This is a genomic window from Bradyrhizobium iriomotense (assembly GCF_030160715.1).
Lineage (GTDB): Bacteria > Pseudomonadota > Alphaproteobacteria > Rhizobiales > Xanthobacteraceae > Bradyrhizobium > Bradyrhizobium iriomotense.
This window is the reverse complement of sequence record NZ_BSOW01000022.1, coordinates 44,973-56,935: the sequence shown is the minus strand read 5'-3', so window position 1 is coordinate 56,935 and position 11,963 is coordinate 44,973. Positions and strand designations below refer to the sequence as shown.

9 protein-coding genes are annotated in these 11,963 nt (G+C 64.5%); 2 read left to right on the top strand and 7 right to left on the bottom strand.

The features are described from left to right. Positions 1–67 precede the first annotated feature (67 nt). Complete coding sequence (locus QQL28_RS28365; RefSeq protein ID WP_284270801.1) at positions 68–3,544, top strand: indolepyruvate ferredoxin oxidoreductase family protein; 3,477 nt, start codon at positions 68–70, stop codon at positions 3,542–3,544. A 57-nt stretch (positions 3,545–3,601) separates the two neighbouring features. Here QQL28_RS28365 and QQL28_RS28360 read toward each other — a convergent pair whose 3' ends face one another. From QQL28_RS28360 to QQL28_RS28350, 3 genes are all read right to left on the bottom strand, one after another. Beyond that, the gene (locus QQL28_RS28360) at positions 3,602–4,621 is read right to left on the bottom strand and encodes a S1C family serine protease (RefSeq protein ID WP_284270800.1); all 1,020 of its coding nucleotides are present in this window, start codon (positions 4,619–4,621) and stop codon (positions 3,602–3,604) included. A gap of 73 nt (positions 4,622–4,694) precedes the next feature. Further along, the gene (locus QQL28_RS28355) at positions 4,695–5,144 is read right to left on the bottom strand and encodes a hypothetical protein (RefSeq protein ID WP_284270798.1); all 450 of its coding nucleotides are present in this window, start codon (positions 5,142–5,144) and stop codon (positions 4,695–4,697) included. 200 nt (positions 5,145–5,344) lie between these two features. Then, positions 5,345–6,943 carry a GMC family oxidoreductase gene (locus QQL28_RS28350; protein WP_284270796.1) on the bottom strand — a complete coding sequence of 533 codons (1,599 nt, stop codon included), beginning with the start codon at positions 6,941–6,943 and terminating at the stop codon, positions 5,345–5,347. Positions 6,944–7,139: 196 nt separating this feature from the next. Here QQL28_RS28350 and QQL28_RS28345 point away from each other — a divergent pair, with 196 nt between their 5' ends. Beyond that, positions 7,140–7,928 carry a thermonuclease family protein gene (locus QQL28_RS28345; RefSeq protein ID WP_284270794.1) on the top strand — a complete coding sequence of 263 codons (789 nt, stop codon included), beginning with the start codon at positions 7,140–7,142 and terminating at the stop codon, positions 7,926–7,928. Positions 7,929–8,111: 183 nt separating this feature from the next. Here QQL28_RS28345 and cyoD read toward each other — a convergent pair whose 3' ends face one another. From cyoD to QQL28_RS28325, 4 genes are read right to left on the bottom strand one after another with little or no spacing between them, the layout of a single operon-like run. Next, positions 8,112–8,498: a cytochrome o ubiquinol oxidase subunit IV gene (cyoD, locus tag QQL28_RS28340; RefSeq protein ID WP_284270792.1), complete on the bottom strand. Its 387-nt coding sequence runs from the start codon at positions 8,496–8,498 to the stop codon at positions 8,112–8,114. Beyond that, positions 8,495–9,136: a cytochrome (ubi)quinol oxidase subunit III gene (locus QQL28_RS28335; RefSeq protein ID WP_284270790.1), complete on the bottom strand. Its 642-nt coding sequence runs from the start codon at positions 9,134–9,136 to the stop codon at positions 8,495–8,497. Before QQL28_RS28335 ends, cyoD begins: the two co-directional genes overlap by 4 nt. Then, complete coding sequence (gene cyoB, locus QQL28_RS28330) at positions 9,136–11,136, bottom strand: cytochrome o ubiquinol oxidase subunit I (RefSeq protein ID WP_284270788.1); 2,001 nt, start codon at positions 11,134–11,136, stop codon at positions 9,136–9,138. Before cyoB ends, QQL28_RS28335 begins: the two co-directional genes overlap by 1 nt. Then, positions 11,126–11,959 (bottom strand): cytochrome ubiquinol oxidase subunit II family protein, encoded by an 834-nt coding sequence (locus QQL28_RS28325; protein ID WP_284270787.1) that lies wholly within the window; start codon positions 11,957–11,959, stop codon positions 11,126–11,128. The genes cyoB and QQL28_RS28325 overlap by 11 nt, the downstream gene beginning before the upstream one ends. Positions 11,960–11,963: the final 4 nt, after the last annotated feature.

The window sequence follows — 11,963 nt, the reverse complement described above, 5'->3', positions numbered from 1 at the left end:
TTCGCAAAGCCGCCAATCCCCTCCCGCGGCGCAATTCCTCCAGCCGGAACAAGAAAAGGACAACGAGATGGCGCTGTTGCAGGTCGAGCTGGAGGACAAGTACCGGCTCGAATCGAAGCGGATCTACCTGTCCGGCACGCAGGCCCTGGTCCGTCTTCCCATGTTGCAGCGCGAACGCGACCGACTGGCAGGCCTCAATACCGGCGGTTTCATCTCGGGCTATCGCGGCTCGCCGCTCGGCATGTACGACCATGCGCTGTGGCGCGCAAAGTCCTTCCTGCAACAGCACGACATTGCCTTCGTGCCCGGCCTGAACGAGGACCTTGCGGCCACGGCAGTATGGGGCAGCCAGCAGGTCGGCCTGTTCCCGGGCGCCAAGGTCGATGGCGTGTTCGGCATCTGGTACGGCAAGGGTCCCGGCGTCGATCGCTCGGTCGATGCGCTCAAGCATGCGAACTCGGCCGGCACCTCGCGCCATGGCGGCGTGCTGGCGCTCGCGGGCGACGATCACGGCTGCCAGTCCTCGACGCTGGCGCATCAGAGCGAGCAGGTGTTTGCGGCGGCGCTGATCCCGGTGATCAATCCCGCGACCTTGCAGGACTATCTCGACCTCGGTCTTTACGGCTTCGCGCTGTCGCGTTTCTCCGGCTGCTGGGTCGGCTTCAAGGCGATCGGCGAGACCGTGGAAAGCTCGGCGTCGATTGACAGCGATCCCGCGCGCATCCGGATCAAGCTGCCCGACGATTTCGAGATGCCGCCCGGCGGGCTCAACATCCGCTGGCCCGATCCGCCGCTGGAGGCGGAGAAGCGCCTGTTCGGCCCCAAGATGGAGGCCGTGAAGGCGTTTGCCCGCGCCAACCAGCTCGACCGTATCGTGCTGGATTCAAAGCCCGCGCGGCTCGGCATCCTCGCCACCGGCAAGGCCTATCTCGACCTGCGGCAGGCGCTCGCCGATCTCGGCATCACCGACAAGGACGCGCAGGACCTTGGCCTTCGCATCTACAAGGTCGCGATGACCTGGCCGCTGGAAGAAAGCGGCGCGCGCCGTTTCGCCGAAGGTCTTCAGGACGTGCTCGTCGTCGAGGAGAAGCGCGGCTTCATTGAGGACCAGCTCATGCGCATCCTCTACAACGTCGATGCGTCAGGGCGTCCGGCCATCGCCGGCAAGCGCGACGAGAACGGCGCGCCGCTGCTTCCCAGCGAAGGCGAGCTGACGCCGACCATGGTGGCGTCCGCGCTGGTCGCCCGGCTGCGCCGGCTCGGCCATCAAAGCCCCCTGCTCGAGCAGCGGCTGGCCCGGCTCGAAGCCTTCGACAATCCCGTTACCGCGAACGCGCCGATCAAGCTTTCGCGCACGCCGTTCTTCTGCTCGGGCTGCCCGCACAACTCTTCGACGCGCGTGCCCGAGGGCAGCCGCGCCATGGCCGGCATCGGCTGCCACGGCATGGCCTTGAGCATGCCGAGCCGGCGCACCGACCTGATCTCGCATATGGGCGCCGAGGGCGTGAACTGGATCGGGCAATCGCCGTTCACCAGCGAAAAGCACATCTTTCAGAACCTCGGCGACGGCACCTACACGCATTCCGGGCTTCTCGCGCTTCGTGCCGCCTCCGCTGCCGGGACCAACATCACCTACAAGATCCTCTACAACGATGCGGTGGCGATGACCGGCGGCCAGCCGGCAGAAGGCAGCTTCAACGTCGCGCAGATCGCGCACCAGGTCTGGGCCGAGGGCGTCAAGCGCCTCGCGATCGTCTCGGACGATCCGACGAAATACCCGGCCGGAAACTACTTCCCGCAAGGCGCGAGCGTCCATCACCGCCGCGAGCTCGACCAGGTGCAGCGCGAGCTGCGCGACATCAAGGGCCTCACCGTCATCATCTACGACCAGACCTGCGCGGCTGAGAAACGCCGCCGCCGCAAGCGCGGGCTCTATCCCGATCCGCAAAAGCGCGCCTTCATCAACGAGCTCGTCTGCGAAGGCTGCGGCGACTGCTCGCAGGCCTCCAACTGCGTCTCCGTGCAGCCGCTGGAGACCGAGTTCGGCCGCAAGCGGCAGATCGACCAATCGAACTGCAACAAGGACTATTCCTGCGTCGAGGGCTTTTGCCCGAGTTTCGTCACTGTGCACGGCGGCACGTTGAAGCGGATCAAGACCTCGGCGGTGGATTCCGGGCAGTTGTTCGCCGATCTGCCGCTGCCCCCTGCCCGCAAGCTCGACGGGCCCTACAACATCCTCGTCACCGGCATCGGCGGCACCGGCGTCATCACCATCGGCGCGCTGCTCGGCATGGCCGCCCATGTCGACGGCAAGGGCTGCTCCGCGCTCGACTTCACCGGGCTGTCGCAGAAGAACGGCGCGGTGATGAGCCATGTCCGCATCGCACCGAAGCCGGAGGACATCTCCGCAGTGCGCATCACGACCGGCGGCGCCGACGTCATCCTCGGCTGCGACATGATCGTCTCCGCAGGTCCCACTGCGCTCAGCCGCGCCGCGCGCGGCGTGACCAAGGCGTTCATCAACGCCGACCTCCAGCCGACCGCGAGCTTCGTGCAAAACCCGGATCTCGATTTCGAGATGGGCGCGATGCAGACCGTGCTGCGCGATGCGGTCGGCGACAAGAACCTCGACATCGTCGATGCCACCGGCATTGCCGCCAGCCTGATGGGCGATTCCATCGCGACCAACCCCTTCATGCTCGGCTTCGCCTTCCAGAAGGGCGCCATTCCACTGTCGCTGGAGGCGCTGCTCCGCGCCATCGAGATCAACGGCGCCGCAGTCGAGATGAACAAGCTCGCCTTCACCTGGGGGCGGCTGGCCGCGCACGACATCGCGCGGGTGCGCAGCGTGCTCCAGTTCAGGAGCCGGGCGAGCGCGCCAGCCAGATCGCTCGACGACATCATTGCAACGCGCGCGGAGTTTTTGACCAACTATCAGGACAAGGCTTACGCGGACCGCTATCTCGCCGCCGTCGCCAAAGTGCGCAATGCGGAGACGATTGCCGCGCCCTCTTCCGCCGAGCTGACGGAAGCGGTGGCGAAGAACCTGTTCAAGCTGATGGCCTACAAGGACGAGTACGAGGTCGCGCGCCTCTACACCGATGGCAGCTTTGCCAGGAAGGTCGCCGAAAAATTCGACGGCAACGTCACGCTCAAATTCCATCTCGCACCGCCGATCTTCGCGCGGCGCGACAAGGTAACCGGACATTTCCAGAAGCAGGAATATGGCGGCTGGATGATCCACGCCTTCCGCATGCTGGCAAAGCTGAAGTTCTTGCGCGGCAGTGCGTTCGACCCATTCGGTCGCACGGTGGAGCGCAGGATGGAGCGGAAGCTCGTCGCGGACTATTTTGCGATGATTGACCAGCGGTTCGCGGGGTTAAAGGCGGAACAGATTCCCCTGCTGGCACAGCTCGCGCGCGTGCCGGAGACCATCCGCGGTTTCGGTCATGTGAAAGAAGCGAACATGAAGCAGGCGGAAGCCGAGAAGGTGCGGCTGGAGGCAGAACTCGAAAACAGCCGCTTCGCCGCCGCGGCGGAGTAGCGGTGACAGCGCGAACCCGTCTCCACCACTGTCATACCGCTCCCGGAGGGGCGAGCGCTAGCGCGCGGGCTTGCGCTCGACGGGATCGATGTCGATCGCCCGCAGGCGCCCGAGCCGCAGCACGTCCATGGCGAGCCGCCGGCCGATCCGGTCGCGGTCGAGCACGCGGATCAGATCGTCGACACCGTTGATCTCGACGCCGTCGAGCCTGATCACGACGTCGCCGGGGAGCAGTCCCGCCTTCGCCGCCGGCCCGTCCGGCTCGATCTGGGCGAGCAGCGCACCCATCTTGTTCTCGACGCCGGCGAGCACCGCATGGCGCCGCGGGATCGGGGCGGTCTGGCCGGCGACGCCGATATAGGCGCGGCGGACATAGCCGTGGCGGATGATCTCCGACAGCACGAACTGCGCAGTGTTGCTCGCAACTGCGAAGCAGATTCCTTGCGCACCGCTGATGATCGCAGTGTTGATGCCGATCACCTCGGAATTCGACGAGACCAGCGGCCCGCCCGAATTGCCGGGGTTGAGTGCGGCGTCGGTCTGGATCACGTCCTCGATGGTACGGCCACTCACCGAGCGGATCGAGCGTCCCAGCGCCGAGACCACGCCCGCGGTCACGGTGGACTCGAAGCCCAGGGGATTGCCGATCGCGATCACGAGCTGGCCGCGCCTTAGACCCTTCGAATTGCCGAGCGATGCATAGCGGAGGTCGCGGACGCCGTTGGCGCGGAGCAGCGCCAGATCCGTGTCGGGATCGACGCCGAGCACCCGGGCGTCGCCGACATTCCCTTCGATGTCCCGCAGGCGGATCTCCTTGGACGAACCGACGACGTGGCTGTTGGTGAGCACCAGACCATCCGGCGAGATCACGATGCCGGAACCGAGCCCGCCGCGCTCGCGGCCGTTCGGCACCTTCGGCCCGGTCTCGACGCGCACCACAGCTGGTCCGACGCGTTCCGTGACGCCGATCACGGCGTTGGAATAGGCGTCTAACAGCTGCTGGTCGTCGACGGGAGTGAATTGAACGGGGTGCGATGACTGGCTGGCATCGCTGAGATCTGAGGTAAAATCTAACATGACGAATTTTCCTTCGCGCGTCAGATGGTTACCTCGGACTTATAATGCAAGCCGATTGCTCTTCACGAACTGCTTAACTGACCTGACGCATCGCGTGAGCTCGGGCCTTGACCGGATCGAGCAGCGACCAATCGCCGTCTTCCAGCACGTGCCCCTTGGGGAAAGGCGCGCGCGGCTCGAGCCCGAGCGAGCGCAGCACGCGGTCGTCGCGATAGTAGCATTGCAGCACGACGCGGACGAGGGTTGCGGCCGGCGCACCGCCTTCGGCGCGGAACGTCATGATGACGCCGTCCCGCGCGGCCGGATCGAGATCGGCAAGCGGCATGCCGGCAAGCCGGGCAAGATGATCGAGCGCCGTGGCAACGAGCTTGGCGTCGCGGCCGAGCGTCGCGAGGATGTCGGCCTGGATCGCCGGGTCGTCGGCGCCGGGCACACGGTACTCCTCGCTCGCGGGGATGATCATGGCCGCAATGGTGCGCAGGTCCCGGCACTGCCGTGGCGTGAGGGCGGTCTGATCAGGCATTGTGTCCTCTTTTGGCGCTCGCACGGCGATGAAAGTGCACTCCCTCCCCCGCTTGCGGGGGAGGGTTGGGGAGAGGGTGTCTCCACAACGGGACTCCCCCAGAGGAGAGAACCCTCACCCGGCGCTTCGCGCCGACCTCTCCCGCAAGCGGGAGAGGTACAGAGAATTCGTGGTCCGCATTGTTCAACAACGTCATTCCTCTAATCGAAGAGATTGGCGAGACGCTGCTTCATCTGGTCGGCGACGTAGAGCGCGATGGCCTGGATGGTCGAAGTCGGGTTCACCCCGCCCGAGGTGACGAAGACGCTGCCGTCGACAATGAACAGGTTCTTGACGTCATGCGAGCGGCCCCATTCGTTGACGACGGAGCTTTCGGGGTCGGTGCCCATCCGCGCGGTGCCGAGGAGGTGCCAGCCGCCCCAGGGGATCGGACTGTTGACGCAGATGTCGGTGGCGCCGGCAGTCTCGAGAATCTCCCGACCGCGAGCCAGCGCATGCTCCATCATCTTGCGGCTGTTCTCGCTGATGGTGTAGTCGATCCGCGGCGCGGGAATGCCGTGGCTGTCCTTCAGGACCGGATCGAGCGTGACGCGGTTGTGCTCCTCCGGCAGATCCTCGCAGATCGCGGAGACACCGAGCCGGTGGCCGTTGAGCTTGCGGAAGATGCGGTGATGATCCGCTCCCCACGGCAAGATGCCCTTCTGCTCGCTGACGACGGCCTCGAACACCGGGCCGGCGCCACGCACGAACTGGATGCCGTAGCCGCGGACGAAACCACGCGTCAGGTCGGTGTCGTAGAATTCCTTGCTCCAGAGACAGGTCGGCGGCGCGCGGTTTGAGTCAGTCGGCTCAGCGACATAGCCGTAGATCTGCGCGTAAGGGTGGAACATGAGGTTCTTGCCGACGAGCCCGGACGAATTGGCAAGGCCGTTCGGAAAGCGCCCCGAGGCGGAGTTGAGCAGCAAGCGCGGCGTGCCGACGCCGTTGCACGCGATGATCACGACATGCGCGGGCTGGAACTGCTCGACGCCGTCCTTGTCGTAATAGACGACGCCCGACGCCATGCCGTTCTCGTCGGTCGTGATCTCGCGCACCCGGCAATGGGTCCGCAGCTCGACGCCGGCGCGGATCGCATGTGGCCAATAGGTGATATCGGTGGAGGCCTTTGCGCCTTGCGCGCAGGCCGGCGTGCAATGGCCGAGATTGATACAGCGCGCCCTGCCCTCATAGTCCGCCGTCGCAACCGTGGTGTCCGACGGCCACCAGTGCCAGCCGAGCTTGTTCATGGCCTTGGCGACGAGCGGACCGGAGAGCCCGAGCGGCTGCGGCGGCATCGGCGGATGGGTCAGCGGCGAGAGCGGGTCACCTGATAGGCCCGATGTCCCCATGATCCGGTCGTTCTCCTCGAAGAACGGCACCAGCGTGTCGTAGTCGATCGGCCAGTCGTCGGCGACGCCGTCCAGCGTCTTCACCCTGAAATCGGACGGATGCAGCCGCGGCCAGTGCGCTGTGTACATCACCGTCGAGCCGCCGACCGCGTTGAAATTGACGACCTTGATCGGCGAGTTGTCGTCGTTGATCGGATAGTCCTCGGGCCGGCCGCGGATGTTCGGACTGGTCGACCATTCGCCGTAGAACCTGGCTTCCCAGTCCCTCCCCGTGCTCGGATAGTCCGCCGGCTTCATCCAATCGCCCTGCTCGAGGCAAAGGATGTGCATCTTGGTCTCGGCGAGTGACCAGGCAACCGCGGCTCCGGAAGCGCCGGCGCCGATGATCAGGACGTCCACGGGGTCGTTCATGCCAAAGTCATCCTCCCGCCCTCGCCGCTTTCCGGGCGATTCAGCTTGCGTGCAGCGTCAAACGATAGGGTCAGAGCGGCCGGCGAGTAAAGCCGCAGGGGACGAATGTCGGGCTTCGCTGGGCGCAGACCATTGGTGTTGCAATGTCGAGATGCTAGAGAACCCTCGCGAAAGAGAAAATCGATAGCGAGAACGTATGTCCTTCCAAAATTCCTTTGCCGCCGCCCGCGCCGCCGCGCTTGCCCTGTTTCTCGCTATCCTCGGCTGCGTCGCCGATACCGGGCCCAGCTTCGCCGTAACGGCCAGCGCAACGGTACGGGACGGCAACTCCATCCAGCTCGGCGACGTGACCTACCGGCTGGACGGCGTCGACGCGCCGGAACTGGACCAGGTCTGCATCGACGACCACGCCGATCCCTGGACCTGCGGGCTGGAGGCGCGCGATCAGCTTGCAAAGCTGATCAACGGCCGCAACGTGCGCTGCGACGATGTCGGGCCGGAGAAGAGCTTTGGCAAGCGTCACCGCGCCATCTGCACGGCCGAGGACGACAAGACCAGCCTGAACGAGCAGCTCGTCCGCCTCGGCTTTGCCGTCGCGCGCGAGCCGGTCAAGGCGAACGTCAAGCCGGCCGCCGCCGAGGCCAAGACGAATTCAGCAGGCATATGGAAGGGCTGCTTTGTTGCACCGCAGGAATTCCGCATCGGCAAGAAGGACGGCACGCTGCTCGGCGCCGCCTGCCGCTCCGACCGCGACAAGGAGATCCGCAGCGTGCTGTTTCCGGACGAGCTGACCATGCCGCCGAGTTGCAGCATCAAGGGCAAGCTCGCCGTGCGCGCGCGCGTCACCGGCAATATCGGCATCTACCATCTGCGGGGCTGCCCGAGCTATCCGGCGACGACGAAGCCGGACCGCTGGTTCTGCTCCGAGGACGACGCGTTAGCCGCAGGCTTCCGCAAGGCGTACAACTGCCGCCGGCCGAAGTGAGCGGAAGCACTACGCTCTTAGCGTGACCGGGGGCTTCCGCGAGTCTCCGTCACCGCCCCCGCGGCTACCCCCGCCCTAGGGGGGAGGGAATGCAGCGGACGATGCCGCCACGTCGTCATTGCGAGCGAAGCGAAGCAATCCAGACTCTTCCCAAGAAAAGACTCTGAATTGCGCCCTCCTCCCTCACTGCATCCGCATGATCTGGTCCATCGCCGGCATGTTCTCGTTCAGGTGCGACATGATCCAGACCGAGCCGCCGACCACCAGGAAGACGATCAGCAGCCCGAACGCCAGCGCCAGCACGTTGTTGGTGTTGTCGGGGCCGGTGGTGATGTGCAGGAAGAACACGAGATGCACGCCCATCTGGGCGATCGCGAGCACAATGATGGCGATGGGAATGCTGGGCTGCCAAACGAGATTGGTACCGGCGATAAAGAACGAGGTCGCCGTCAAGAGTAGCGCAAGGCCGAGGCCGACGACGTAGCCGACGATCCGCTCGCCGACGCTGTGTATCTCTTCCTCGCCAGGTGCCAGGTCATGTTGGACAGGATGGTGCGTCAGATCGCTCATACGCCACTCCCAAGCAGATAGACGACGGAAAACACCGCGACCCAGATGATGTCGAGCGCGTGCCAGAACAGTGCAAAGCACATCATGCGGCGCAGGATGTCGGCACGAAAGCCCTTGGCGAACACCTGGGCCATCATGGTGAGGAGCCACAGCACGCCGGCCGTGACGTGCAGGCCGTGGCAACCGACGAGCGAGAAGAACGCAGTCAGGAACGCGCTGCGCGAGGGTCCATAACCCCGGGAGACCAGATCGGCGAATTCGCGGAATTCGATGCTGAGGAATATAAGCCCGAGCAGGCAGGTCACCGCCATGCCGAGGTAGAACCAAAGCCGGTTGCGGACGTCGGCCGCAATGCTGGCCATGCCGCATGTGAAGCTCGACAGCAGCAGGCAGACCGTCTCAATCGCCACGTTCCGCTGCTCGAAGATCTCCGAGCCCTTCGGGCCGTCGGCAGTCTGGCCGACCAGCACGGCATAGGCCGCGAAGAAGCAGGAGAACATCACGATGTCGGAGAGCAGGAAGACCCAGAAGCCGTAGGCGGTCACGATGCGCTTCGGCGCCGGTCCGGGATGCTCGATAGCACGGCCGAGATGGTGTGGGTCGGCATGGGCGTGCCCATATGTCGCGGTCATCGCCATTAGACAGCTCCCGCCATGCTGACGAGATTGCGCCGCTCCTCGAGATTGGCGCGATCGATCGCCGCGACGTCGGCCGCCGGAATGACGTATTCGTCATGGTCGCGCCAGGCGAACACGACGAAGGTCGCGAACGCGCCGAGGCAACCCAATATCACCATCCACCAGATGTGCCAGATCAGCGCAAAGCCCGTGACGGTGGCGAAGAAGGCGCAGACGAAGCCGGTCGGCGAATTCCGGGGCATCTCAATGTCCTGGTATTCGGGCTCGGCGTGCTCAAGCTGCTGCTCCTTGGCATGCTGCTTCAGTGCCCAATAGGCGTCCTCGCCGCGCACATCGGGATAGAAGGCGAAGTTGAACACGGGTGGCGGCGACGAGGTCGCCCATTCCAGCGACCGCCCGTCCCAGGGATCGCCGGTGCGGTCGCGCAAGGCGTCGCGATTGCGGATGCTGACGACGACCTGCGTGATCTGGCAGATCACTGCAATGCTCAGCAGCGCCATGCCGATCGCCGCCCAGAACATCCAGGGTCGCCAGGCCGCGACGTCGTAGTGCTGCATGCGCCGGGTCATGCCCAGCATGCCCGCGGCATAGAGCGGGATGAAGGTGACCCAGAAGCCGATGAAGGTGAACCAGAACGCCGCCTTGCCCCAGGTTTCATCGAGCCGGAAACCGAACGCCTTGGGAAACCAGTAGGTAAAGCCCGCAAACGCCCCGAACAGCACGCCGCCGATGATCACGTTGTGGAAATGCGCCACCAGGAACATGCTGTTGTGCAGCATGAAATCCGCCGGCGGCACCGCGACGAGAACGCCGGTCAGGCCACCGATGATGAAGGTCACCATGAAGCCGACCGCCCACAGCATCGGCGTCGCGAAGCGGATGCGGCCGCCATACATCGTGAACAGCCAGTTGTAGATCTTCACGCCCGTCGGCACCGCGATGATCATGCTGGCGATGCCGAAGATGGCGTTGACATCGGGCCCCGCGCCCATCGTGAAGAAGTGGTGCAGCCACACCATGAACGAGATGACGCAGATCGCCATGGTGGCGAGCACCATCGAGCGATAACCGAACAGCGGCTTGCCGGAGAAGGTCGACACCACCTCGGAGAAGATGCCGAAGGCCGGCAGCACGAGGATATAGACCTCGGGATGCCCCCATGCCCAGATCAGATTCATGAACATCATGAGGTTGCCGCCGGCCTCGTTGGTGAAGAAGTGGAAGCCGAGGTAGCGGTCGAGCAGCAGCATCGCAAGCGTCGCGGTGAGGATCGGGAACGCCGCGACGATCAGGAGGTTCGAGGCAAGCGTGGTCCAGCAGAACATCGGCATGCGCAGATAGCTCATGCCCTTGGTGCGAATCTTCAGGACCGTGGTGACGAGATTGATGCCGGCAACCAGCGTCCCTACGCCCGAGATCTGGAGCGACCAGGCGTAGTAGTCGACGCCGACTCCCGGCGAGTAGGTGAGCTCCGACAGCGGCGGAAAGGCGAGCCAGCCGGTGCGCGAGAACTCGCCGATCACCAGCGACAGATTGACCAGGAGCGCGCCGGTCGCTGTCAGCCAGAAGCCCACCGAATTCAGCGTCGGGAAAGCGACGTCGCGCACGCCGAGTTGCAGGGGCACGACCAGGTTCATCAGCCCGATCACGAACGGCATCGCAACGAAGAAGATCATGATGGTGCCATGCGCGGAGAATATCTGGTTGTAATGCTCCGGCGGCAGATAGCCCTGCGACTGATAGGCGATCGCTTGCTGAATCCGCATCATGATGGCATCGCTGCCGCCGCGCAGGAACATGACCGAGGCGAGCAGCACATACATCACGCCGATCCGCTTGTGATCGACGCTGGTGATCCATTCGGCCCAGAGATAGGGCAGATATCCCTTCACCACGACCCAGAGCAGGACACCGAGAATCGCAACCAGCACTACACCGCCGGCGATCAGCGGAATCGGCTGCTCGAGGGGGATCGCCGACCAATCAAGCTTACCGAGCATCGTGATCTCCACTGTGCGGGCGGCCGGCACTCGATGTCACTTGCGGACCGGGTCCGGGCGGAATGTGCTGGGTGGAGATCAGGTTGAACAGCGTGGGATCCTCGAGGCGATAGGTCGGCCTGCCCCGCTCGACGAACTGCTGCATCAGCTTCTTGTAGCTGTCCTCGTTCAGCACCTGGTCGGTCTTCGCCGTGCTCGCCACCCAATCCGGAAAGGCAAGCGGCGAGATCACGTTGACGTCGAACATCATCTCGGGAAAGCCGTCGCCGGAGAAATGCGCCGAGAGACCCTGGAGCTTGCCTTCATTGTCGGCGCGCAAATTTAGCCGCGTCACCATGCCGTTCATGGTGTAGATCATGCTGCCGAGCTGCGGGATGAAGAACACGTTCATCACGCTCGACGACGTCAGCTGGAAGTTCAGCTCGGCGCCCGCCGGCGCCGTCAGCGAATTGACGGTCGCAATGCGCTGGTCGGGATAGATGAAGAGCCATTTCCAGTCGAGCGACACCGCCTGGATGCGCACCGGGCTGCCGGTCCCCGGCACCGGCGCCCGCGGATCGAGCTGGTGCGAGCCGATCCAGGCGACGCCGCCGAGCAGGATGATGGTAAGTGCCGGGATCGCCCACACCACCATTTCGATGCGTCCGGAGTAGACGAAGTCGGGTTGATACTGCGCCATGGGATTAGAGGCGCGAAACCACCAGGCGAAGCCGAGGATGGCGACGATCGTCGGCACCACGATCGTCAGCATGATGAAAACGGAATCGACGAGAATCGTACTGTTGGCAACAGCAACAGGCCCTTGTGGATCGAGCAGATTCATCGGC

Excerpts from the sequence above, each read along its gene's own strand:
- QQL28_RS28365 (WP_284270801.1), top strand. The coding sequence starts at position 68 with ATGGCGCTGTTGCAGGTCGAGCTGGAGGACAAGTACCGGCTCGAATCG.
- QQL28_RS28360 (WP_284270800.1), bottom strand. The coding sequence starts at position 4,621 with ATGTTAGATTTTACCTCAGATCTCAGCGATGCCAGCCAGTCATCGCAC.
- QQL28_RS28355 (WP_284270798.1), bottom strand. The coding sequence starts at position 5,144 with ATGCCTGATCAGACCGCCCTCACGCCACGGCAGTGCCGGGACCTGCGC.
- QQL28_RS28350 (WP_284270796.1), bottom strand. The coding sequence starts at position 6,943 with ATGAACGACCCCGTGGACGTCCTGATCATCGGCGCCGGCGCTTCCGGA.
- QQL28_RS28345 (WP_284270794.1), top strand. The coding sequence starts at position 7,140 with ATGTCCTTCCAAAATTCCTTTGCCGCCGCCCGCGCCGCCGCGCTTGCC.
- cyoD (WP_284270792.1), bottom strand. The coding sequence starts at position 8,498 with ATGAGCGATCTGACGCACCATCCTGTCCAACATGACCTGGCACCTGGC.
- QQL28_RS28335 (WP_284270790.1), bottom strand. The coding sequence starts at position 9,136 with ATGGCGATGACCGCGACATATGGGCACGCCCATGCCGACCCACACCAT.
- cyoB (WP_284270788.1), bottom strand. The coding sequence starts at position 11,136 with ATGCTCGGTAAGCTTGATTGGTCGGCGATCCCCCTCGAGCAGCCGATT.
- QQL28_RS28325 (WP_284270787.1), bottom strand. The coding sequence starts at position 11,959 with ATGAATCTGCTCGATCCACAAGGGCCTGTTGCTGTTGCCAACAGTACG.